Below are 24,660 nucleotides of genomic sequence, written 5' to 3'. Positions count from 1 at the left end.
CATCGCCATTGGCCCAACCGGTCACGGCAACGTAACAGGCCTGCTCATCCGGCCTCCGGCCGCCCCCGGAGCACGGCGATCGGGCGGGTCCGCGGCGGACCCGCCCGATCGTCAGGCGCAGCAGCGGGCGGTCAGTCGACCGCGACGCCGTTCGAGTAGCTCTTCATGTTGAACACAGCGAAGCCGTTCTGCACCGGATCGCCACTGTTGTTGATGGCGTGCAGCATGCCGCCGCCGCCCGCGCCGTTGAGGCAGACGGTCATCAGGTCGGTGAAGACCACGCCGGGGGTGTCGGGGACCTCGTAGGTCCTGTCGTTGTAGATGTCGGCGTTGAGGTTGAAGAAGCAGTAGCTGCCCAGACCCCAGGCCAGGTGGTCCCTGACGTGGTCGCCGACCTTGTAGGCCGCGTAGCCCTTGGTGGAGCCGTGCACCCAGGCCGACTGGGTGGGCACGTCGTACGGGTTCTCGTTCTGGAAGAAGTAGGTGCGGCCGTGCTCGCCGTTCCACACCACCTCGTACTTCTGGTAGTGCTCCACGAAGAGCCCGTAGGCGGTGACGTGGTCGCCGTTCACCACGATGCCGGTGTCGGCAGGGTTGACCGCCCAGCCCACCGTGCCGTCCAGGCCGTGGTCGGCACGCCACAACCACAGGTGGTCGCAGATGACGTCGTTGCTGTCGATCTGCACGCTGACACCCGCGCCGCCCGCGATCGCGCCGCCGATCCGGGCGAAGACGTCGTAGAGCACGGTCGGATCGGTGCTGTGCCGGCGCCCGCTGCGGCCGTCGCCGACCTTGATCAGCACGGGGGTGTGCGCGGAGGCCGCCTCGACGAGCACGCCCGCGATGCTGACGCCGCTGACGTCGGCGACCTCGATCAGGGTGTTGCCGTGCGTGGAGCGCAGCGTCGTGTAGCCCAGGCCCAGCACGACGGTGCCGGGGCGGGTGACCCGGATCGTCGAGGACAGGTTGTAGATGCCGGGGGTGAACAGCAGGTGCCGGCCCCTGGACAGCGCCTGGTTGATCTCGCCGGCCGAGTCGCCGGGCTTGGCGACGAAGAAGCGGGACAGCTGGATGCTGTGGCCCGCCGCGCGCCCGTGCGCCCAGGTGGTGCCGGTGCTGTTGGTGCGCAGGGCGGGTACGAAGACCTCGTAGTCGCCGTGCCGGTCGACGGTCAGGAACGGCTTCTCGCGGACGACCGGGGTCCGGTCCACGGTGGTCATGGGCGGCGCGGGGAAGGACTGCGCGGGGGCGCCCTGCACCCCGACGAAGACCATGTTCCAGTTGGAGCCCGCCCAGCTGCCGAGGGTGTCGTTGCGCGACAGCCACTGCTGCTGCGAACCCGACTGCACCTGGCCGTCCACCACGCTGTCGGCCAGATACCCGCCGCTGGACCAGCCGTTGCCGGGAGGGCTCGGCATCAGGTTCATGTCGCCCTTGACGTGGACCCGGCGCATCGGCCCGGCCTGCGCGACGGCCCAGCGCTCCAGGCCGTCCGGCGGCACGATGCACAGGTTCTCCGCGGCCCGCCAGAAGTCCTGCGTGCCGTTGCCGCCGAACCACTGGGCGTCGACCGTGACATGACCGTTGATCACCACGTCGTCGGGGCTGTCGCCGAGACCGAGAACGTGGGTGTAGAAGCCGACGTTGATGTCGACGTTGTACGTACCCGGCATGAAGGCCAGCGCGTACCGCTCGTCGCCGAACTGGTTGGACTCCTGGATGGCGAAGACGGCGTCGACCTGCGCCTGGATCGCCGCGTCGCCCATCGAGGGATGGAAGACGAGGACGTTCGGGCCGAGGTCGGCGCCCTTGTGCGAGGACGGCGAGGCGAACGCCGACCCGGTGGCGATGCTGCCGGCCAGCGGCACCGCGGCGGCGACGGCCGCCCCGCGCAGCACGGAACGGCGAGTGGGAATTACGGACACGGCTCTCCCTGGAGTGGTGGATGGGGGAGGTGGTCACGGTTGGTCCTGAACCGCGAGAGAGCGCTCTCAGGGACGAAGTGAAGCACCAGGGTCATGCAGCGTCAATAAAGAAGTGGTCATGAACCGTCCAGAAGATGAACGCAGGTCGGCGGCGAGGTCCGCGCAGGCACGGCCCACGGAGGCCGCTTTCGGGCCGGATGGACCGCCGCGCCCTGACGTGCCCACGAAGACGTGATGGTCAGCAGATCGCGCCGAACGGGCGGAGCAAGGGTGCAGCGGGTGAGGCGTCGACTCCCGTTCAGCCGGTGTTCAACTCCCGGCCCGCGTTGGGGCTTTGTGCCTCCCTAAGGTCCCTGGAGGTCGTGAAGGAAGGGACTCATGGAAACACCCCCCGCAGTCCGGGCTCGTGGGATCACCAAGTGCTTCGGCGAGGTCGTCGCACTCGACGGCATCGATCTGGATGTGGCCCAGGGTCAGATCCACGGCCTGGTCGGGCCCAACGGCGCAGGCAAGACGACACTGCTCGGCCTGCTGCTGGGCCTGGCCGTCGCCGACAGCGGCCGCCTCGACATCCTCAGCACCGCGGTGGGCCGGGCGCTCGCCGCCCCCGAGGGCGTCGCGGGCTTCGTGGACGGTCCGGGGCTCTACCCCTCGCTCACCGCCCGGCAGAACCTCGCCGCGCTGGCCGCGCTGCGCGGCCGCGACGCGCGGACCGCCGGGATCGACGACGTGCTCGACCAGGTCGGTCTCACCGACGTCGCCGACGACCGGGCACGCGGCTTCTCCCTCGGCATGCGGCAGCGGCTCGGGCTGGCCGCGGCCCTGCTCACCCGGCCCCGGCTGCTGGTGCTCGACGAGCCGTCCAACGGCCTCGACCCGGCGGGCAAGAAGCACGTGCACGGCGTCCTGACCCGCCTCGCGGCCGACGGCACCGCCGTGGTGCTTTCCAGCCACCGGATGGACGACCTGGAGGCTCTCTGCTCCGAGGTCACCATCCTGGCGACCGGGCGCGTCGTCTTCTCCGGGCCGCTGAGCAAGCTGGCCGCGGAGAACCGCGAGTTGGACTACCGGCTGCTCACCTCCGACCCGCCGGCCGCCCGCGAACTGGCCGCCGGCACCGCCGGCGTCCACGTCGTCGGCAGCGCGGCGCAGTGGCGCGGTGCCGAGGCGCTGGTGGTGCGCGCGCTGGTGCCCGCTCTCGACGAACTGGTGGCGCAGCTGGTGCGCGACGGCGTGGCCGTACGCGAACTGGCCCCGGTGGTCTCGCCGTTGGAGGCCGCCTTCCTCGCCCTCACAGAACAGCAGGAGACCGGCCGATGACCGCCACCGCGACCGCGACGGTCGCCGACGACAACGTTGCCGAGGTCCACCGCGTCTCGGTGGCCCGCGGCTACCGCTTCGAGCTGGTCAAGCTGGTCTCGCAGTGGCGTATCCGGCTGGTGGTCCTGGCCTGCTGGCTGGCGCCTGCGCTCTTCGTCGCCGCGGTGAGCCAGCAGAGCACGCTCCCCTCCGACACCCTCTTCGGTCGCTGGATGCACGCCACCGGGTGGGCCGGGTCGCTGGTGATCCTCGGCTTCGCCGGCACCTGGGCGCTGCCGCTGCTGACCTCGCTGGTCGCCGGCGACGTCTTCGCCGCAGAGGACCGGCTCGGCACGTGGCGGCACCTGCTGGTGGCGGTCAGGTCGCCCCGGCGGATCTTCGCGGCGAAGGCGCTGGCCAGCCTCAGCGTCATCCTGCTGCTGGTGGCGGGGCTGGCCTGCTCCAGCGTCGTGGGCGGCCTCCTCGCGGTCGGCGACCATCCGCTGGTCGGCCTCGACGGGCACCTGCTGGCGCCGTCGGACGCCGCCGGGAAGGTGCTGCTGGCCTGGGCCTGCGTACTGGCTCCGACGCTGGCGCTGGCCGCGATCGGGCTGCTCGGGTCGGTGGCGCTGGGACGGTCCCCGATGGGGCTGCTGCTGCCCGCGCTCGTCGCGCTGGCGATGCAGCTGGCCCAGATGCTGCCGCTGCCGGTGGCGGTGCGGCTCGCCCTTCCCGGTTACGCCTTCATCTCCTGGAACGGCCTGTTCACCAGCCCTGCGCAACTCGAACCGCTGCTGGTCGGCGTCGCGGTGAGCCTGGTGTGGGCGGTGGTCGCGACCGCGCTGGCCTACACCGTCTTCGTCCGCCGCGACTTCACCAACGCGTCCTACGACGGCACCGGGCGCCGCGCGGTCACCCTCGGCGTGCTGCCGCTGGCCGCGCTGCTGGGCGCCACCGTCGCGGGGGTCGCCGTCGCGACGCCCTCCATGGACTCCGGCATCGACCAGGGCAAGGTGCAGGCCTCGGTCGCCACCGCCTTCGCCCACCTGTACCGCATGCAGACCCAGGAGCTGAACCGGCCCGCCGTCACCGAGGCGCAGCTGAAGGTGACGGCGGCCTGCAACAAGGGCGGTGGCCAGCGCACCGCCGAGGGTGCGGGCAACGACTGGCGCTGCGTCGTGTCCTGGCACCTCCCCGGCGTCGAGGCCGCAGGTTCGGCCGTCTACCAGCTCGACGTCACCTCCGACGGGCGGTTCGTCGCCGACGGCGACGGGCCGAAGGAAGTGAACGGCTACTTCCTGGTGCGGACCCCGAACGGGGACGCGCCGAACCCGCTGTGGCAGTTCGACGGCAACGTCGAACTGCTCGACACCACCCCGAAGGGATAATCCCATGCAGGTAGTACGGCAGCGTCGGACCGAGGAGAAGGCTCAGATCAGCCTTCTCGGCCGCCGCGTCGGCCGCCGGAGCGCGCTGGTGACGGCGTGCATCACGGTCGCTCTCGGCGTCACGGGCACTGCGGTCGCCTCGACGCAGCAGTTCGGCACCCAGCAGGTCGGCCAGACCACCGAGAACGGCCAGGTCATCTCCAGCGACCAGTACATCGCCCCGTACGGCGACCGCCTGGTCATCAACAACGGCAAGATCATGTCGTCCACGGTCAGCCCGGACGGCACCCACCTTGCCGCGTCGATCACCGACGGCGGTCTCGCGATGTCCATCGTGGACCTCAAGAGCTGGAAGGTGCAGCAGCTCATCGGCAACTCCGCGTCGGCGAACCTGCGGATCAGCGGCAACGACGTGGGCCAGGAAGGCCCCACCTACTCCCCCGACGGCAAGCAGCTGTGGCTGGGCCAGACCGACGGCTACACCAAGTTCACCGTGAACCCCGACGGCACCGTGGCGAACCCGGTCGCCGTGAAGATCCCGGCGGACGGCCCGAAGCACGCGCTGGTGGGTGCGGCGGTCTTCTCGGCCGACGGCTCGACCGTCTACTCCGCGGTCAACGGCCAGAACCGGGTCGTCGCCATCGACACCGCGACCGGCACGATCACGCAGAGCTGGGCCGTCGGCAACGCCCCGCGCGACCTGGTCCAGGTCGGCGGCAAGCTCTACGTCAGCAACGAGGGCGGCCGTACCGCCAAGCCCGGCGAGAGCACCATCAACTCGTACAACACGCAGGTGCCCGCCAACCCGGTGACCGGCGCGACCACCACCGGCACGGTCAGCGTCATCGACCTGGCCGACCCGGCGGCCGCCGTCGGCAGCATCGGCGTCGGCCTGCACCCGACGGCGATGTACGCCAAGGGCCGGGCGCTGTTCGTCACCAACACCGCGACCAACGACGTGTCGGTCATCGACACCGCCAAGGGCAAGGTCGTGCAGACCATCGCCACCCAGCCGTGGCCCGAGGCGTCGGTCGGCTACGAGCCGAACGCGGTGACCCTCACCGACGACGGGCACCTGCTGGTGACGCTCGGCCGTGCCAACGCGGTCGCCGTCTACCGCTACACCTCCCCGCAGGAGCCGGTCAGTTACGTCGGTCTGCTCCCGACGGACTACTTCCCCTCGGAGATCGCCACCGTCGGCGACAAGGTCGTGGTCTCCAACACCCGCGGTGTCGACGCGCTGCGTCCCACCACGGCGGCCGGGCACGCGACCCACGACACCACGTCGAGCCTGACGCAGTTCACGCTGCCGAGCGACAAGGTGATCAGGTCCGAGACGGCCAAGGTCTTCCGGCAGAACGGCTGGGGCAAGAACGACGTCGCCCTGGCCCACGGCAAGCAGAAGGGCAAGAAGCCCGTCCCGGTGCCGGTACGGCTCGGCGACCCCTCGACGATCAAGCACGTCTTCCTGATCGTCAAGGAGAACCGCACCTACGACCAGCTCTTCGGCGACATGCCGCAGGGCAACGGCGCACCGGCGCTCGCGCAGTTCGGCGAGAACGTGACGCCGAACCAGCACGCGCTGGCGGAGCAGTTCGGCCTGTACGACAACACGTACGACATCGGCACGAACTCCGCCGAGGGCCACAACTGGCTGATGCAGGCCGACAACCCGGAGTACACCGAGTCCTCGGCCGGTGAGTACCTGCGCAGCTACGACACCGAGGACGACGCGCTGGGCCACCAGCGGACCGGCTTCCTGTGGACCGGTGCGCAGGCGGCGGGCAACACCGTGCGCGACTTCGGCGAGTTCCAGCAGTTCCTGACCAAGCCGGCCGGCGCCACCTGGCAGAACCTGTACTGCGACTCCAAGAACATGGCCGCGACCGGGCAGGGCACCGCCTACCCGCTGGACTCGTCCTCGCCGATCCCGTCGCTCAACGACGTGTCGGTGCACGGCTTCCCGAAGTTCGACACCAGCGTCCCGGACGTCTACCGGGAGCAGCTGTGGAAGCAGGACTTCGACAAGAACGGCCCGGCGAACCTGAACATGTTCTGGCTGTCCAGCGACCACACCGGCGGCCCGGCGAACGCCGCCGCCCAGGTCGCGGACAACGACCTGGCGGTCGGCCGGATCGTCGACACGATCTCGCACAGCAAGTACTGGAAGGACTCGGCGATCTTCGTCGTCGAGGACGACTCCCAGGCCGGCCTCGACCACGTCGACGGCCACCGTGCGCCGGTCCAGATCATCAGCCCGTACGCGCAGCACGGCGCGGTCGACAACCACTACTACTCGCAGATCACCATGGTCCGCACCATCGAGCAGATCCTCGGCGTCCACCCGATGAACCAGAAGGACAGCGCCGCCACCCCGATGGCGTCGGCGTTCACCGCGCAGCCGGACTTCACCCCGTTCACCGCGCTGCCCAACCGGACGTCGCTGACCGCGGGTCTCGCCACCCCGCCGTCGTGCGGTGTGGACACCCCGGCCCCGCAGAACCCCGCCGCGGCCCCCGCGCCCAAGGCGACGGTGCCCGCGGCCGAGGCGCAGGTCGCGGCCCAGTGGAACACCTGGAAGTCGCACCAGCGGCTGACGGGCGCGAACGCCGTTCCCGACTTCGCCAACCCCGCGCAGATGAACCACCTCACGTGGTACGAGACGCACGACTGGGCGAAGCCCTACCCCGGTGAGAGCCGGATCTTCGCCCCGAACGACGTCCCCGGTGCCTACATCCCCTCGGCCGAGACCGACTGACCCGAACGCATGCGAGGGCGGCTCCCGACCGGGGGCCGCCCTCCCGCGTGCCGCTAGAACGCGTTGACGCCGGTCAGCTCCGCGGACAGGTCCCACAGCCGGGCCGCCTGCGCCGGGTCGAGGGCGTAGCCGCGTACGCCCTGCCACTCCGGGTCGTCCTCCCCCGCGGGCGAGGCGATGTCGGCGTCCTCGCAGTAGACACCGCCCATGCCCTTCAGGTCGGTGGAGGTCGCGGCCCACACCTGGGTGGACGCGCCCTGCTCCGGGGTCTTGAAGCGCTCGCTGACGTTGCCGTCCTCGTCGATCCAGCCCATGGCGACCTGCTCGTCGTGCGGGGTGTGGCGGACCAGCTCGGTGAGGATCGCGCCGGGGTGCACCGCGAACGCCCGCACCCCCGACTCCCGTCCCAGCGCGTCGAGTTGGACGGCGAAGAGTACGTTCGCGGTCTTCGACTGGCCGTACGCCGCCCACTTGTCGTACGGGTCGGCGGTGAAGTGCAGGTCGTTCCACCGGATGTCCGAGAGGTGGTGGCCGCGCGAGGTCAGCTCGACCACCCGGGCACCGCCCCGCGCCAGCGGCGCCCACAGGGCGTTGGCCAGGGCGAAGTGCCCCAGGTGGTTGGTGGCGAACTGCGCCTCCCAGCCGTCGGGGCCGACGCGGGTCTCGGGGCAGGCCATGATCCCTGCGTTGTTGACGAGGATGTCGATGTCCCGGCCCGAGGCGAGGAAGCGGTCGGCGAAACGGCGGACGCTGTCGAGGTCGGCGAGGTCCATCTCGTCCACCTCGACGCCGTCGAGCCCGCCGACCGCCTGCTCCGCCGCCTCCCGCCGCCGCGCCGGGACGACGACCCGGGCGCCCGCGCCGACGAGCGCACGGGTGGTCTCCAGGCCGAGTCCCACGTAGCCGCCGGTGACGACGGCGAGCCTGCCCGCCAGGTCGACGCCGCGCAGGACGTCCTGCGTGGTGCTCCTGGCACCGAATCCCGAGCCGATGGGTCGCTGGGGCGTAGTGGTGTACGTCATGGTGCGACGCTACGGCTTGGAGGGCGCTCCACCGCAAGCACCGCCCCCGGCGGGGCGGATGAAGAACCGGTTACGCGGACGGGGACCGGCCGTCGCCGCCCGGCTCGGCTTCCGGCTCCTTGTCCTGCTCCGCGGCCGCCAGCGCGGCCGCACGCCGGTTGACCACCACGGTGGCCGCGGCGGCGCTGACGGCGAAGGCCAGCAGGACGGTGCCCGGCCGGTTGAGCCGGTGGCCGGCGAGGTGGTCGAGGGAGTAGCAGCCGGGGCCGGCCAGGCCCAGGCCCGCCGCGACGAAGCCGAGGAAGGCGGGGTACTCGAAGCCGCCCTTGTGGGCGAAGAAGCCGGCGGGCGCGTGCACCGCCACCGCACCGGCCATGGCGCCCGCCGCCGCGGCGCCGGCCACCGGGGTGGCGAGCCCCAGCGCGAGCAGGGCGCCGCCGCCCGCCTCGCCGAGCCCCGCGGCGATCGCGCTCTCCCGCCCCGGCGTGAAGCCCATGCTCTCCATCGCCGCGGTCGTGCCTTCCAGGCCGCCCCCGCCGAACCAGCCGAGGAGCTTCTGCGTACCGTGGGCGATCAGCACCCCACCAGTCCCCAGACGCAGGGCGAGCAGGCCGAGGTCCTTGCGATGGCTGAAGGGCATGGGCAGACCTTCCACAGACGGGGCCAGTGCGATCCGGTGACCATCCTGCCCCCGCGGCCCCGCGCGCGCACCCGGTCCCGGCGAGCGGGTCCGCCCGCTCGGCGGCGGGTCCGGGTCCCGCCGGCGTGCGCCCGGTCGTAGAGTGGCAGCGTGGTGGCCTACCCGGAGATACCCGGCCTCGGCACGGTGCGGCGGCGGCTCGGGGCGGAATTGTTCGCACGGGTGGCAGGTCCTGAGGGACCCGCCAGCCGGGAGCGCATCCACGGCAGCCCCGGCGCCCGCTGGTTCGGTCCCGACCGGCCGATCCGCACGGTGCACGGCGACGCCTCGATGTTCGTCGGCGGCCTGCGCGCGCTGCTGCTCCAGTCGCTGCACCCGCTGGCGATGGCGGCCGTCGCCGCGCACTCCGGCTACCGCGGCGACCCGTGGGGCCGGCTGCAGCGGACCAGCACCTTCCTCGCCGTGACGACGTTCGGCACCGCGCGGGACGCGGAGGCGGCCGTCGCGCACGTACGGGAGATCCACGCCAGGGTGTCGGGCACCACCCCGGACGGCGAGCCGTACCGCGCGTCGGACCCGCACCTGCTGGGCTGGGTGCACGCGGCCGAGGTCGACAGCTTCCTGCGGGCGCACCGGCGCTACGGCGCCCGGCGGCTGGACGACGCCGGATACGACGCGTACGTCGCGGACACCGCGCGGGTGGCGAGCGCCCTGGGGGTCCAGGACCCGCCCCGCGACCAGGCGGAGCTGGCCGCGCAGCTGGACGCCTACCGCCCCGAGCTGCGCTCCACCCCGCAGGCCCGCGGCGCCGCCCGCTTCCTGCTGCTGGACCCCCCGCTGCCGTGGGCGGCCAGGCCGCCGTACGCGGTGCTCGCGGCCAACGCGGTCGCCCTGCTGCCGCTGTGGTCCCGGGTGCCGCTGGGGGTGCCGTACCTGCCGCTGGTGGAGGAGACCGGCATACGGCTGGCCGGCCGCGGTCTGACCCGGGCGATCCGCTGGGCGATGGCGCCGCCGCCCGCGCCGCAGGGCTGAGCGGGCGCACGTCAGGCATGGAGCGGCCCCCGGCCCTCCGTGGCGGAGGACCGGGGGCCGGGGTGGCGCAGGCGGGGTCAGACCCCGGCCAGCTCCTTGCGGTCGCCGGCGGCGTCCGCGTCCGCGGGCTGCTCCTCGGCGTCCTCCAGGTCGCGCGGGTTGTTGAACGCGTCCAGGTCCAGGATCTTCTCCCGCGAGGCGACCAGGACCGGGACGACCGCCTGGCCGGTGACATTGGTCGCGGTGCGCATCATGTCCAGGATCGGGTCGATCGCCAGCAGCAGACCGACGCCCTCCAGCGGCAGGCCGACCGTGCTCAGGGTCAGCGTCAGCATCACGATGGCGCCGGTGAGGCCCGCGGTCGCGGCCGAGCCGATCACCGAGACGAAGGCGATCAGCAGGTAGTCGCCGATGCCCAGGTGCACGTGGTAGACCTCGGCGACGAAGATCGCCGCCAGCGCCGGGTAGATCGCGGCGCACCCGTCCATCTTCGTGGTGGCGCCGAAGGGCACCGCGAAGGAGGTGTAGTCGCGCGGCACACCGAGCCGCTCGGTCACCCGCTGGGTCACCGGCATGGTGCCCACCGAGGAGCGGGAGACGAAGGCCAGCTGGATGGCCGGCCACGCGCCCTTGAAGAAGTTGACCGGGTTGACCTTGCCGACCAGCGCGAGCAGCAGCGGGTAGACCACGAACATCACCAGCGCGCAGCCGACGTACACGTCGACGGTGAAGGTGCCGAGCGGCTTGAGCAGGTCCCAGCCGTAGGTGGCGACGGACTTGCCGATCAGGCCGAGGGTGCCCAGCGGGGCGAGCCGGATGACCCACCACAGGGCCTTCTGCACGACCTCGAGGACGACCTTGGAGAAGTCGATCAGCGGGTCGGCCTTCGACCCGACGGACAGGCAGGCCGCACCGACCACGACGGCCAGGAAGACGATCTGCAGCACGTTGGGCTCGCGGAAGGCGTCCACCACGTTGGTGGGGATGATGCCGGTGAGGAAGTCGACCCAGCTGCCCTTGTGGATCTCGTCGGGCAGCGCGGCGGCCTTGAGGTGGACGCCGTCGCCGGGCTTGGTGCCCAGGCCCAGCAGGATGCCGATGGTCACCGCGATCAGCGAGGTGATGCAGAACCACATCAGGGTGCGCAGCGCCAGGCGTGCGGCGTTGGTGACGTTGCGCAGGTTGACGACGCTCACCAGGACGGCGGTGAACACCAGCGGCGGCACGGCCAGCTTGAGCAGCTGGACGAAGATGTTGCCGATCCGGGTGAGCGTCTCGGTGAGCCAGTTCACGTCGCCGTTGCGGGCGATCAGGCCGAGGACGACACCGAGGACCAGACCGCCGAGGATCTGGGCCCAGAACGGGGTTCTCTTGAGCGAGGCAGGCAAGGGGGGACTCCTGGAAGAGAGCGGGCACAGCCGGGCACCGCGAAAGGGGTGGACCGGCGCGGTGCAGCTGGTGCCGCGCGCTCGACAGCGGATACGCGGTTCAGGAGCGGCAGGCGGACGACCGGGCCGGGGGGGTGAGGCGGGGGCGCTGAGCGCCGGATTCGCGTCAGGCCTTACACAGGTCGCCGTTGCAGTGGCACAGGTCGACATGCCGACGCGCCACGAGCGGGGTTCCCCCGGTCGCGCGCGTCTCGAAGACCCTGTGTGCACTGGACATGACCAAAAAGATAATACATTCATCACACACGAACAAGCCGTCGGACGGATCCCGTGCCCCGGACCTGGGCGGCGGGGGTCCGTGCCGGGCGACGGTTTTCGGCCACGGCCGCGGTCGGACGTTCACCGGCACCGCGTCCGAGGGCGGGCCGGGCGCGTGCCCCGCCCGCCCCGGCGGCTCAGGACAGGTGCCGCAGGGTGACGGACTCCCCCGGGGTCAGGTCGATCCTGCGGGACGCGCCGCCCGCCACCAGGGTCGTGGTGCGGCCGCCGACGCTGCGCAGCGTCGCCTGGGTGACCTTGCCGTCGCGCCAGCTCAGGTCGGCGACGAAGCCGCCGCGCACCCCCACCCCGGACACCGACCCGGCGGCCGCCCAGGCCGCGGGCAGCGCGGGCAGCAGTTCGACGTGGCCAGGCCGGGAGTAGACCAGCATCTCCACGACCGCGGCCGGGGTGCCGAAGTTCGCGTCGATCTGGAAGATGCCGCGGCCCTTCTCCACCTCGTAGATGTCGAAGAGGTTCATCGCACTGCCGTTGCTGCCGTCCGCCGACGGCCTGAGGTTGGTGACGACCAGCTGGTAGGCCTTCTCCGCGTCCTTCAGCCGCGCCCAGCACAGGCTGCGCCAGGCGTTGGCCCAGCCGAAGCTGTTCATGCCGCGGGCGGTGAGCAGGGCCGTCGCCCCGGCCAGGATGTCCTTCGGGGTGGAGTCGTCGGGGCGGATCCTGTCCCCGGGGAAGAGGCCGAACAGCGGCGAGAGGTGGCGGTGGGTGGTCTCACCGAGGTTGTCGGGCGACATCCACTCCTCCAGCCAGCCGGTCTTCGGGCTGACCACGGGCAGGTAGAGGCGGTTGCGCAGGGCCTCGACGGCGGCGCTGTGGCCGGTGTCCCTGCCGAGCGCCTGCGTCGCGGTGCGGTAGTGGCCGAAGAGGTTCCACACCAGTTCCTGCGCGTAGGTGATGCCCTTGGCGTCCAGCGGCCCCTGCTCGGGCGACCAGTCGCTGTCGGCGATCAGCACCTCGCGCGAGGCGCCCGACGCGTCGGTGACGGTGGTGGTGACCAGCCGCGCCTCCCAGAACTCCACCGCGCCCTTGATCAGCGGGTAGACCTTCCCCAGGTAGCCGATGTCCTGGGTGTACTCGTAGTGCTCGAAGAGGTTGTGGCACAGCCACGCGTTGCCCGCCGGGTGCCACCACCAACCGCCGCCGCCGTAGGGGTTGGTGGAGATCGCCACCGTCCAGCCGGCCACCTTCCCGTTGGAGTTGCGGTAGCGGTTGGCCGGGCTGTTGAACAGCCGCTGGGTGGTGTCGGTCCAGGAGGGCAGCTGCGCCAGGCAGTAGTCCGCGAAGGCGTCGAAGCAGCCGGACAGGCCGGCCCGGTCGGCCAGCCAGTAGTTCATCTGGATGTTGATGTCGGTGTGGTAGTCGCCCATCCAGTCCGGGTCGTTGCCGTCCAGCCAGACGCCCTGGAGGCCCGCCGGCAGGCTGCCGCGCGACCCGGAGATCATCAGGTAGCGGCCGTACTGCAGGTAGGCGGCCTCCAGCTCCGGGTCGGGCACGTCGTCGCGGTACCGCGCCTGCACCCGCTGCCAGGTGTCCAGTTCGCGCTGCGCCGGCGAGGAGGCGCCCAGGCTCAGGCCGAACTGCTCGAAGACGGCGCGGAAGTCGGCGACATGGGTGTGCAGCAGGGCGGTCGCGGAGGCTCTGGCGGCGTTGCGCACCTTCGTGACCGCGAGGCGCTCGGGGTCGACCGACGGGTCGCGGAAGCCGGCGGACGCGTCGGGCGCGTAGTCGGTGCCGCCGCTGAGCACGACGGTCAGGTCCCGGCACCCGGAGAAGGTCAGCGCGGTGCCGTCCACGGCGACCTTGCCGGTGCCGCTGTACGCGGTGACCGCGGAGCCGTACGTCAGACCGTTGCCGAGGGCCGCGCCGAACGAGGCGGTACCGGAGGCGCGGTCGGCGGTGGTGGTCTCGCCGTGGGTGCCGGCCAGCGAGACGGTGCCGGTGTAACTGCCGCCGCCGAGCTGGGAGAAGGTCAGCACGATCGCGTCGTCGGGGCGGCTGGCGAAGATCTGCCGCCGGTAGGTCACGCCCGCGACGTCGTAGGTCGTGGTGACCACGCCCTGGGCCAGGTCGAGGACGCGCCGGTAGTTGTCGACCGCGCCGAGGTCATGGCCGGGTATCGCCACGGTGAGCTGGGCAAGCAGGGTCAGCGAGCCGAAGTCGTCGCGCCCGTAGGGGAACTGGCCGTCGTCCTGGAGGGTGCCGTTGGCGCCGCCGGTCCACAGCGTCGCGTCGGTGACCATCAGCAGTTCCGCGCCGGGGTCGTTGGAGGCGAGGGCGCCCAGCCGCCCGTTGCCGACCGGCAGGCCCTGGCCGATCATCGAGCCGGCCGAGCCGGGTGCCTGCCACCACAGCTGGTTCCTCGCCGCGTCGGCGGCGGACAGCAGGGGGGACTGCGCGGGCCGCAGCGGGGCGGCGGAGGCGGTGAAGGCGGGCAGGCCGCCGAGGGCCGCGGTCGCGCCGGCCGCGGCGGCGAGGGTCAGGAAGCCTCTGCGGCCGGTGGTGCCGGTGCGGTCGGCGGGCGATGCGCTGGGCTGGATGTCCACGTGCTGCACTCCAGGGTGAGGGAACGGCGGGAGCGGTCCTGCGGTCCTTGCCGGTCGGAGCCGGGCGGTCCCGAAAGGGCCGCCCGGGGCGGGGTCCGGTGCCGGACCCCGCCGGGGTGGGTCAGAGCGACTGCGGTACGTCGATCCGGTCGATGTCGGGCGCGTATCCGTCGGCGCCGCTGTCGAAGGTGATCGTGTTGGCGCCGGCCTTCAGGGCGAGGGAGACGCTGACGGTCGCGGTCGTGTTCCAGTCGCCGGTGGACGGGAAGGGCAGGCTGGTGCCGTTGCCGCCGTTGGAGGAGACGGTCACCGCGCGCGGGTCGCCGCTGACGTAGCGGACCTTGACGGTGTAGATGCCGGCCTTCTTGACGGTGACGTCGTTGAACCGCAGCGTGCCGCCGCCGTAGAGGTTGCCGACCTTCTTGCCGCCGGAGCAGGCGTCGCAGCCCGCCACGGAGGCGTTGCCGCCGAGGGTGTTGGCCGCGGACTCGGCCTCGTAGCCCGTGGTGGCCAGGGTGCGGCCGTTCGGCTCGACGGTGAACAGCCGGGAGCCGTGCGCGGGCAGCGCCTCGGTGATCCGGTCGCGGTAGCCGCCGAGGTCCCGCTTGTTCCACAGGTCGCGCACCGAGGCGTCGCCGGTGAACCCGAGGGCCGCCCAGTCGGCGGTGACCGACGCGGGGGCGCCGGCGAGGTTGAACAGGGCGACGGTGTAGCTGCCGTCGGGGTTCTTCGCCGCCCACACCTGCTGGTCGCCGACCGGGGTGACCGGGCGTGCGACGGGCGAGCTGTTCTGGTCGACGGCGATGACCTCGCGGTTGGTGAGCAGCGAGACGCCGTAGCTGTCCAGCGAGGTGAGGTCGTCACCGGTGAACAGCGGGGACTTGTTGATCGCCCACAGCGTCATGTAGCTCTGCCGCTCGGCCTGGGTCAGGCCGTCCATCGCGCCGTTGCCGACGTCGATGGCGTCGAGGTCGTTCCAGCCGCCGGGGCCCGCCTTGCCGCTCCACGCGGGGGCGTCCTTCCAGCGGTCGTTGACCGAGTTCTCCCAGGTGACAAGGGTGTTGCAGTAGCACTCGACGTCGGTGTCGATCCGCCAGCCGTCGGAGTACCGCTGCCAGTCGGCGGCGTGGCCGATGTCCAGCGACCAGGAGATCTCCAGGTGGATGGGGCGCCCGGTCGCGGCGATCGCCTTCTGCCAGGCGGCGACGTCGGGCACGTTGTCGTAGTTGTCACCGGACTTGAAGGAGCCGGGCCCGACGCCGTCGAGCTTGAGGAAGTCGTAGCCCCAGTCGGCGAACGCCTGCGCCTGCGAGTCGACGTAGGCCTGCGCGCAGGGATTCGCGAAGTCCAGCTTGTAGGCGCTGTCCCAGCCGTTGGTGGTCCGCAGGTCCGGGTAGACGGCGTCGGCCGTGGTGCAGCCGGGGGCGTTCAGGATCGGCGTCCTGCCGTCGCCGTAGGCGCCCTTCTCCAGGCCGACGGGCAGGTAGATGCCCGCCTTGAGGCCCTTGGCGTGGATGTGGTCGGCGACCGCCTTCATGCCGTGCGGGAAGCGCACGGGGTCGGGGCGCTGCCGGCCGTACTGGTCGTAGCCGGGGGTCCAGCCGTTGTCCATCCACCAGCCGGCGTCGATGTTGACGTAGGTGTAGCCGTAGTCCTTCAGCTTCGAGGCGAGCGCGTCCGTCTGCTTCAGGACGTTCGCCTCGGTGAGGTAGCTGTAGCTGCCGTTCGGGTTGAGCCCCGGGTACTGCGAGGACTGCATGCTCCAGCTGGACCAGCCCATGTAGGGCGTGGCGGCGGTGCCGTCGGCGGCGGCCGGCGTGGGCGCGGCCGGGGTGGCGGCGCCGGTGGCGGCGGGGGCCGCCACCGCCAGGCCGGCCGTGACGGCCAGCACCAGCAGGGCTCTGGCGGGCCGGCGCAGGGCGCCGTGGTGGGCGGCGCGCGGGGCCGGGGTCGAGGATGACCGCATGGGTGGTCGGACCTCCTGTTGTGGGTTACGGGGGACGGGGGGAACGGGGGAAGGCGTGCCGGAACCGGTTGCGCGTTCCGGAGGCATGGGCCGGCCCGGGCGGGTCGGTGACGGCTGGATTCAGTCCTGGGGCGTGTGGGGTCCGATGAACGACTGGATCGCGGTGGCCGCGGCGCCCCGCGCCCACTCCTCGAAGGGCAGCGGGCGGGTCGTCAGGTCGCATTGCGCGGCGGTGCCGAAGGCGGAGGTGGCGAAGGCGGTGCGGATGTCCTCGGCGAAGAGGTCGTAGGCGGCCAGGCCCTCGCCGGAGATGATCACCCGCTCCGGGCCGAGGACGTTGACCACCGAGCCGATGGCGCGGCCGATCGCCGCACCGGCCCTGGCGTAGACCTCCCGGGCCAGCGGGTCGCCGCCGCGGGCCAGTTCGAGCGCCTCGGCCGCAGTGGCCAGCGGCCTGCCGGTGGCGGCCCGGACCTCGCGCAGGATGGCCGGGTCGGACGCGATGACCTCGACGCAGCCCTGGTTGCCGCAGTGGCACAGCGGCCCGAGCGGGTCGATGGACAGGTGCCCGATCTCGCCGGCGACGCCGTGCGCCCCGGAGACCACCCGCCCGTTCACCACCAGGCCGCAGCCGATGCCGGCGCCGACCGTGACCAGGGCGAAGTCGGAGAGCCCGACGCCGGCGCCGAACCACTGCTCGGCCACGGTGAGCGCCCGCACGTCGTTGTCGACGGTGATCGGCAGCCCGGTCGCGGTCCCGGCGACGTCGGCGAGCGGCACGTCCCGCCAGTCGAGGAAGGGCGAGTACCTGACCACACCGTCCACCCGGTCCACGTCGCCGGAGACGGCGATGCCCAGGCCGCTGACCCGGACGCCGAACCCCTCGGCCTCGACCAGCAGTTCCTGCACCATGGCGAGGAGCACGGGCAGCACCGCGGACGGCTCCCGCCCGGTGAGCGGCACGTGCCGGGCGACCCGGATGCGGCAGCACAGGTCGGTCAGTACGGCGATGATCTCGTCGCCGGTGACCTTCAGCCCGATGAAGAGCGCCCGGCCGCCGTCCACCCGCACCAGGTTGGCCGGGCGTCCGATGGCGGGCCGCGCCCCCGCGTCCAGGTCCTCGACGAGGTAGCCGACCTCCATCAGCGGACGTACCGCCTTGGTGACCGCGGCGGGCGACAGCCTGGTACGCCGCGCCACGTCGGCCCTGGTGAGCGGGCCGTGGGACAGCACGGTGGTGAAGACCAGGGAGGCGGCCGGCGTCGTCGCCGGTACCGTCTCCCGCAGAGGGGCTGGACACATGGCCGGAAACGTAGAGTGGTTCTTTTCCACTGTCAATGAAAAAAGCAGGACTCCGGAAAACAGTCCCCCGGCCGTCTCCTATCCTGCACAATCGTGCTCACTGAAGGATTCTGGCGGCGAATCGAAGGTGCGGGCGGTACTTTCGCACCACCGCTCAGCCGTACCACTGCTGGCGGAAACGGTGGCGGGCGCGGTGCAGGCGGGAGCGGACGGTACCGACCGGGAGGGCCAGGGTCCGCGCCATCTCGTCCTCGTTCAGGCCCAGCACACGCAGGGTCAGGACCTGCTGGTGCGGGTCGGACAGCCGGCGCAGGATGTCGTCGATGTGCACCGCGTCGAGCGCATGGGCCTCCTGCCCGACATCGGTCAGCGGGGCGGCCGGGCAGGCCGCCAGACGCCGTACGGCGCGGACGGCCTCGCGGGCGGCGACGGTGCGCACCCAGCCGTAGAAGGCGGCCGGGTCCCGCAGGCCGTGCATGCCGCGGTAGATGGCGAGCAGGGCCTCCTGGACGGCGTCGGGGTTGTGCCGCTTGGCGATCGGCGCGCAGATCCTGGAGACGTACGGCGTGATGTGGGCCAGCAGGTCGTTGAGCGCCTGCCGGTCGCCGGCCTGGGCGCGCGCGAGCAGCGCCGCGGCGGGATCACCCGAGGCGGCGCCCTCGGCGGCCGCGGTCACGGCGCGAGGCTGGCGACCGGCGCACCTGCGCTGGCGAGGCCGCTCAGGGCGTCCCGCACACCGTCGCTGAAGGCGGCCATGGCGGCGGCGCCGAAGCATCCGGTCCAGTACGGGAACTCCACGGCCAGCCGCCCGTTGAAGGTGGTCACGCAGGCCAGCACGGGGCCGCGGCCGGCCTGCGGGTAGTAGTCCTCGCGGGCGGGGACGAGGCGCAGGTCGAGGAGTTCCAGCCCCTCGGGGAGCGGCGGCCCCTGGACGGCGCCCATGTTCGTGGCGATCACCGTGCTCACCATCAGCAGCGGATTGCGCGCGACCAGCGGCATGAGGCGCAGCTGCGCGAGCGGTTCGCCCGCGGCCAGCGCCCGGCGCAGACCGCCGGTCACCAGCCGTGCCTGCTCCAGCGGGTCGGCCCCGGGTGCGACGTCGAAGGCCTCGGCGTGGAAGGTGACGGCGGCGACCATCGTCTCGCGCGGCAGCTCGGGGGTCAGCCGGGCACGCAGGTCGACCGGTGTCAGGCAGCCGAGGGTCCGCGGACCCTCGCCGCCCAGCCGCCGGCGGGCGGTGGTCAGCAGCGCCCCGGCGATCAGGCCGTGCACCGAGACGTCAGCGGCGGACGCGGCCCGGCGCACCGCCGCGGTCTGCTCGCGGTCCAGGAGCAGCCGCGCCACCTCGATCCTGCCGCCCTCGGAAGGCCTTGCCGGCTCGTGCGGCAGCAGCTCGACGGGCCGGGCGCGCATCGCCTCGACGCGCTGCTCGAAGTGGCGGGAGACCTCGTCCTCGGGGCACGGCGGCAGCAGCTCGCTGACCGGCGCGGGCCAGTGCCTGCGGTACGGCTCGGGCGCCGCGCCGGGGTCGGCGGCCAGCTGGGTGTAGCGCGCCCACAGCGCGTTGTGCAGGGCGATGGCGCTGTGCCCGTCGCTGATCGCGTGGTCGGTGCTCAGCACGACGGTGTCGGTGCCGTCGCCCTGCAGCAGCGCGGCGCGGACCAGCGGACCGCCGACCGGCAGCGGGGTGTTGACCTCGTCGTCGTGGGAGCGCTCGGCCGCGGCGTACGTCTGCAGGCGCGGCGGCTCGTCGCACTCCTCCAGGCCGAACCCGGACCCGGCGCGCACGATACGGCCGCGCAGCGTCGGGTGGCGGGCGGTCAGGTCCGCGAAGGCGGCGCCGAGGAGCCGGGCGTCGACGGCGCCGCGCACCGAGGAGGAGATGACGGCCCGGCTTCGCTGGCCGACGTAGAGGGTTTCCACCGGGCACAGCAGACGCTGCATGGCTGGGCCTTTCGAGGAGGAGGCGAACCGCAGGAGTGGCGGGTGCGGGGGTGTCGCCGGACGGGGTCCCGGGATACGCGCGCGCATGCGCCGCGGCCGCCGAATTCCGGCCCGTGGGGCCGTGGACGGTGAATGCGTTACCCGACCGGTTTCATGGCCAAACCGCTATGCGGCAGTCGGGTGGTGTTCGAGCGCCATTCGGATCGGGAGGTGCATCCTCCGGCGGGTGCCGGGAGATTACATACATGCCAGGAGGGGTCTGGAGGACCCGGCCGGCCTGGGCTCTTCGGCCCGGGACGCGGTGCACACCGGCCGGACGCCACGGCGATCCACGCCGGCTCGGTTCGATTCCGCGCCGCCGGTTCTTCGATTTCTCCTCATGGTCTCGACGTCCCCCATTCGGCTGCCGGTCGGAGTCGCCGGCGGAATTCCGCCCTGAGGTTGGTGCCATGGCAGTCCACGAGGATGAGATCCGGCCGCTGTCCGGGGCGCAGGAGGGAATCTGGTTCGCGCACCGGCTCGGTCCGGGAAAGGGCGCGTACAACACGGGGGAATACGTCGAGATCCACGGCCGGGTCGATCCGGCGGTGTTCGAGGCCGCGCTGCGGCGCACCGTCGCGGAGGCCGAGACCTTCGCGCTGCGCTTCCGCGACACGCCGGACGGCCCGTGCTGCGTCCTGCCCGCGCGGGCGGCCGACTGGCCGCTGCACAGGATCGACGTCAGCGCGGAGCCCGAGCCGCGCGCCGCCGCCGAGGCGTGGATGCGCGCGGACCTGGCCACCGAGGTGGACCTGGAGGCCGGCCCGCTGTTCACCCAGGCCCTGATCACGCTCACGGCGGACTCGGCCGTGTGGTTCCTGCGCGCCCACCACATCCTCCTCGACGGGTACGGCTACAAGCTGGTGGCCCGCCGGCTCGCCGAGACCTACAGCGCGCTGGCCGCAGGCACCGAGGTGCCGCAGAACCCGTTCGGGCGGCTCGGGCCGCTGCTCGACGCGGACGCCGGCTACCGCTGCTCGGAGCGCCTCGCCCGGCACCGCGACCACTGGACCGGCCGGTTCGCCGACCTGCCGCAGGCCGTGGGCCTGACCGGGCGGACGGCGCCGCCGGACCATCCCTTCCACCGGGCGGCCGCCGACCTGCCCGACGCCGGCGCCCTGTCGGCTGCCGCCGCCCGCTTCGGCGCCTCGCGTACCGACCTGCTGGTCGCCGCGGTGGCCGGCTACCTGCACCGGGTGACCGGGGCGGAGGAGGTGGTGCTGGGCGTCGCGACGATGAGCCGCCCGGGCACCGCCGCGCTGCGCACGCCGGGGACGGCCTCCGACATCCTGCCGCTGCGGGTCGCGGTGGCGCCGGGCACGGCCGTGGGCGACCTGGTGCGCGCGGTCGCCGCCGAACTGGCGGACCTGCGCCGCCACCAGGAGTACCGCAGCGAGTACCTGCAGCGCGACCTGGGGGTGCTGGGCACCGGACGGCGGCTGTACGGGCCGGTGGTCAACCTGGTGCCCTTCTCCGAGCGCCTGCGCTTCGGCGAGCACCCCGCCACCTCGCACCACCTGGCCGGCGGCGCCGTCCACGATCTGGAGATCACGGTGCGCCCGGCCGAGCAGGGCGACGGCCTGTGGCTGGCCTTCGACGCCAACCCGCTGCTGTACACGGCGGACGAACTGACCGCGCACCAGCGGCGGTTCGCCGCCGTCCTGGACCAGCTGGCCGCCGCCTCCCCCGAGGCGCCGCTCGCCCGCATCGACCTGCTGCTGCCGCACGAGCAGGTCGCGGAGTACGGCCCCGCGCCCGCACCGCCCGCGGTCTCGGTGGCGGCCGCCCGCGGCACCCTGCCCGGCCGTTTCGAGGAGCAGGCGGCCCGCACCCCGCACGCGCCCGCCCTCACCGACACCGCGGGCACCCTGGACTACGCGGAGGTCAACGCCCGCGCCAACCGGCTGGCCCGGCTGCTGGCCAGCCGCGGCGCAGGACCCGGCGCTGTGGTGGCGCTCGCGCTGCCGCGCACCGCGGACCTGGTCGTCGCGGTGCTCGCCGTGCTCAAGTCGGGCGCCGCCTACCTGCCGCTCGACCCGGACCAGCCGGCGGAACGGCTGCGGCTGGTGACGGCGGACGCCGGCCCGCTGCTGCTGGTCACCGAGCCCGGCGCCGCCGAGCGGCTGCCCGCCGGCGGGGCGCCCCGGGTGCTGCTCGGGGACGCGGCGACCGAGCAGCAGCTGGCCGCCTGCTCGCCCGAGGACCTCCGAGACACCGAGCGCACCGCGCCGCTCACCCCGGACGGCGTGGCGTACGTCATCCACACCTCGGGCTCGACCGGGCGGCCCAAGGGCGTGCCGGTCACCCACGCCGGTGTGCTGCGGCTGTTCGGCACGGCAGCGGAGCACATCGCCTTCGGGGAGCGGGACGTGTGGACGCTCTTCCACTCGTACGCCTTCGACTTCTCGGTGTGGGAGCTGTGGGGCGCGCTGCTGCACGGCGGGCGGCTCGTGGTCGTGCCCTTCGCGGTGTCCCGCTCGCCGCACGACATGCTGGAGCTGCTGCGGCGCGAGCAGGTCACCGTCCTGAGCCAGACGCCGTCGGCCTTCCGGCAGCTGGTGCAGGCCGACGCGGAGGCGGCAGGCACCGAGGACACGGCCGGCACGGCGTTGCGGTACGTGGTCTTCGGGGGCGAGGCGCTGGAGACCGCCGCCCTGCGGCCCTGGTTCGACCGGCACGGCGACGAGCGGCCGGTCCTGGTCAACATGTACGGCATCACCGAGACCACCGTGCATGTCACCTGCCACCGCGTCACCCGCGCGTCGGCCGCGGACACCGCCGCCCGCGGGCAGATCGGCCGGCCGCTGGCGGACCTGCGGGTCCACGTGCTCGACCACTGCCTGCGGCCCGTACCGCCCGGCGCGGTGGGCGAGATGTACGTGGCGGGACCCGGTGTGGCCGCCGGCTACCTCGGCCGGCCCGAGCTGACCGCCCAGCGGTTCGTCGCGGACCCCTTCGGGCCGCCCGGCTCGCGGATGTACCGCAGCGGCGACCTGGCGCGGCGGGCCGGCGACGGCACCCTGGAGTACCGCGGGCGGGCCGACCAGCAGGTGAAGATCCGCGGCTTCCGCATCGAGCCGGGCGAGGTCGAGGCGGCGCTCGCCGGCCATCCGGCGGTGGCCGGCGCCGCCGTGGTGGCCCGCACGCAGGGCGAGGACCGGGTGCTGGTCGCGTACGCCGTCCCCGCCGAAGGCCCGCGGCCCGACCCGGCCGAGCTGCGCGGGCACCTGGCCGGGCTGCTGCCCGAGCACATGGTCCCGGCCGCCTGCGTGCTCCTGGACGCGCTTCCGCTGACCGGCAACGGCAAGCTGGACACCGACGCGCTGCCCGCGCCGGACTTCGCCGCCGCGACCGGCGGCCTGGCGCCGGCCACGCCGGAACAGGCGCTGGTCTGCCGGCTGTTCGAGGAGGTGCTGACGCTGCCGGGCGGCAGCGTCGGGCGGGACGACAGCTTCTTCGAACTCGGCGGCCACTCGCTCAGCGCCACCCGGCTGGTGGCGCGGCTGCGCGGCGAGACCGGGCGCCGGGTGCCGGTGGCCGCGCTCTTCGACGCCCCGACGCCCGCCGGCCTGGCCGCCTGTCTCGCCGGGACCGGTGACGACGGCGAGGCGGACCTGCGCCCGCCGGTCGAGCGCGCCGAGCGCCCGCAGCCGCTGCCGCTCTCCCACAACCAGGAGGGCATGTGGTTCCTCAACCGCCTCGACGGCGCGGCCGCCACGTACAGCATCCCGCTGGTGCTGCCGCTTCCCCAGGAGGTGGACGCCGAGGCGCTGCGCGCGGCGCTGCGCGACCTGGCCGACCGCCACGAGGCGCTGCGGACGCTGCTGGTGGAGGCGGCGGACGGGGAGGCGGGCGGGGTCCTGGTCCGGCAGGAGGTGCTGCCCGCGGGCGGCGAGGGGCCGGTGACGGCGGTCGTCGACTGCTCGGCAGAGGAGGTGCCGGGGCACGTGGCGGCGGCGCTGCGCCACCGGTTCGACCTGGCACGCGAACTGCCGCTGCGCGCCTGGCTGCTGGGCACCGGCGGCGCCCGCACCCTGGTACTGCTGCTGCACCACGGCGCCTGTGACGGCTGGTCGCTGCGCACGCTGGCCGACGACCTGTCCGCCGCCTACGCCGCGCGCGCCGGGGGCCGCGCGCCCCACTGGCCGCCGCTCGACGTGCAGTACGCGGACTACGCGCTGTGGCAGCGCCGGCTGCTGGCCCCGCGGGCGGACGGCGGCGGGACGGCCGAGCGGCAGCTGTCGTTCTGGCGGCGCACCCTCCACGGCCTGCCCGAGGAGACGCCGCTCCCCCGCGACCGCCCGCGCCCTGCCGCGGCCGGCGGTGCGGGCGCGGGGTGCGTCCTGGCCGTGGACGCGGAGCTGCACCGGGCGCTGCTGCGCCTGGCGGAGGAGAACGACGCGAGCCTGTTCATGGTGCTGCACGCCGCGCTGGCCGCGCTGCTCACCCGCTGGGGCGCGGGGACGGACCTGGCGATCGGGACGCCGGTGGCCGGCCGCACCGACGCCGCGCTCGACGGCGTGGTCGGGCTGCTGGCCAACACCGTGGTGCTGCGCACCGACACCGCGGGGGATCCCGGCTTCCGTACCCTGCTGTCCCGGGTGCGCGAGGGCGACCTGGCCGCGTACGACCACCAGGACCTGCCGTTCGGCCGGCTGGTGCAGGCGCTGAACCCGCCGCGGCACCCGGCCAGGCACCCGCTGTTCCAGGTGATGCTGGCCCTCCAGAACGCGGGCGACGCGGTGCTGCGGCTCGGCTCGGGAAGCGCCCCGCTGCGCCCCGTCCCGACCGGCACCGCGAAGTTCGACCTCTTCCTCGACGTGGTGGAGCGGCACGGCACCGACGGCGCACCCCTGGGCCTCGACTGCCACCTGGAATACGCCACCGACCTCTTCGACACCGGCACCGCCCGGCAGTTGACGCAGACGCTGCAACTCCTGCTGGCCGCCGTCACCGCCGACCCGGACGTGCGCCTCGGCGCCCTGCCGGAACCGCGGCCGCAGCCGCGGCCCGCGGCCGAGGACCCGCAGCCGGCGGCGTCCGGCCCGGCGCAGAGCGGGCTCGCGGCACAGGAG

At 73.2% G+C, this 24,660-nt stretch carries 14 protein-coding genes; 5 read left to right on the top strand and 9 right to left on the bottom strand.

The annotated features are described in order from the left end of the window. Positions 1–131: 131 nt before the first annotated feature. A complete protein-coding gene (locus tag NFU81_RS02985; RefSeq protein ID WP_251484664.1) occupies positions 132–1,925 on the bottom strand; it encodes an adenylyl cyclase in 1,794 nt (597 codons plus the stop codon). A 378-nt stretch (positions 1,926–2,303) separates the two neighbouring features. Here NFU81_RS02985 and NFU81_RS02980 point away from each other — a divergent pair, with 378 nt between their 5' ends. From NFU81_RS02980 to NFU81_RS02970, 3 genes are read left to right on the top strand one after another with little or no spacing between them, the layout of a single operon-like run. Next, positions 2,304–3,245, top strand: coding sequence for an ABC transporter ATP-binding protein (locus tag NFU81_RS02980; RefSeq protein ID WP_251484661.1), 942 nt, complete (start codon positions 2,304–2,306; stop codon positions 3,243–3,245). Further along, entirely contained in the window at positions 3,242–4,612 is a 1,371-nt protein-coding gene (locus NFU81_RS02975) for an ABC transporter permease (RefSeq protein ID WP_251484659.1), read from the top strand. The genes NFU81_RS02980 and NFU81_RS02975 overlap by 4 nt, the downstream gene beginning before the upstream one ends. 4 nt (positions 4,613–4,616) lie before the next feature. Then, complete coding sequence (locus tag NFU81_RS02970) at positions 4,617–7,370, top strand: bifunctional YncE/alkaline phosphatase family protein (RefSeq protein WP_251484658.1); 2,754 nt, start codon at positions 4,617–4,619, stop codon at positions 7,368–7,370. Positions 7,371–7,423: 53 nt separating this feature from the next. On the opposite strand, the gene NFU81_RS02965 is transcribed toward NFU81_RS02970, so the two are convergent. Continuing rightward, the gene (locus NFU81_RS02965) at positions 7,424–8,392 is read right to left on the bottom strand and encodes an SDR family NAD(P)-dependent oxidoreductase (RefSeq protein WP_251484655.1); all 969 of its coding nucleotides are present in this window, start codon (positions 8,390–8,392) and stop codon (positions 7,424–7,426) included. Between the two features lie 70 nt (positions 8,393–8,462). Continuing rightward, positions 8,463–9,032, bottom strand: a complete 570-nt coding sequence (locus NFU81_RS02960) for a DoxX family protein (protein ID WP_251484653.1) — start codon at positions 9,030–9,032, stop codon at positions 8,463–8,465. Positions 9,033–9,182: 150 nt separating this feature from the next. Here NFU81_RS02960 and NFU81_RS02955 point away from each other — a divergent pair, with 150 nt between their 5' ends. Then, a complete protein-coding gene (locus NFU81_RS02955; protein WP_251484650.1) occupies positions 9,183–10,064 on the top strand; it encodes an oxygenase MpaB family protein in 882 nt (293 codons plus the stop codon). A 77-nt stretch (positions 10,065–10,141) separates the two neighbouring features. On the opposite strand, the gene NFU81_RS02950 is transcribed toward NFU81_RS02955, so the two are convergent. The 6 genes from NFU81_RS02950 to NFU81_RS02925 all read right to left on the bottom strand — a co-directional run bounded on the left by NFU81_RS02950 (position 10,142) and on the right by NFU81_RS02925 (position 19,546). Further along, positions 10,142–11,452, bottom strand: a complete 1,311-nt coding sequence (locus NFU81_RS02950; RefSeq protein WP_251484647.1) for a dicarboxylate/amino acid:cation symporter — start codon at positions 11,450–11,452, stop codon at positions 10,142–10,144. A 455-nt stretch (positions 11,453–11,907) separates the two neighbouring features. Next, entirely contained in the window at positions 11,908–14,328 is a 2,421-nt protein-coding gene (locus NFU81_RS02945; protein WP_422665137.1) for a glycosyl hydrolase family 95 catalytic domain-containing protein, read from the bottom strand. Between the two features lie 127 nt (positions 14,329–14,455). Then, positions 14,456–16,300, bottom strand: a complete 1,845-nt coding sequence (locus NFU81_RS02940) for an alpha-galactosidase D (RefSeq protein WP_251484639.1) — start codon at positions 16,298–16,300, stop codon at positions 14,456–14,458. Between the two features lie 120 nt (positions 16,301–16,420). Continuing rightward, on the bottom strand, positions 16,421–17,602 hold the full coding sequence (locus NFU81_RS02935; RefSeq protein WP_251484636.1) for an ROK family transcriptional regulator: 1,182 nt from the start codon (positions 17,600–17,602) through the stop codon (positions 16,421–16,423). Between the two features lie 154 nt (positions 17,603–17,756). After that, positions 17,757–18,278, bottom strand: a complete 522-nt coding sequence (locus tag NFU81_RS02930) for an RNA polymerase sigma factor (RefSeq protein ID WP_251484634.1) — start codon at positions 18,276–18,278, stop codon at positions 17,757–17,759. After that, positions 18,275–19,546 (bottom strand): phthiocerol/phthiodiolone dimycocerosyl transferase family protein, encoded by a 1,272-nt coding sequence (locus NFU81_RS02925; RefSeq protein ID WP_251484632.1) that lies wholly within the window; start codon positions 19,544–19,546, stop codon positions 18,275–18,277. The genes NFU81_RS02930 and NFU81_RS02925 overlap by 4 nt, the downstream gene beginning before the upstream one ends. A 449-nt stretch (positions 19,547–19,995) precedes the next feature. Here NFU81_RS02925 and NFU81_RS02920 point away from each other — a divergent pair. Further along, positions 19,996–24,660: non-ribosomal peptide synthetase (locus tag NFU81_RS02920; protein WP_251484629.1), on the top strand; the 4,665-nt coding region annotated here is incomplete at its 3' end.

Source organism: Actinacidiphila cocklensis (assembly GCF_907177275.1).
Taxonomy (GTDB): domain Bacteria; phylum Actinomycetota; class Actinomycetes; order Streptomycetales; family Streptomycetaceae; genus Actinacidiphila; species Actinacidiphila cocklensis.
This window is presented reverse-complemented; position numbering and strand designations above follow the sequence as displayed.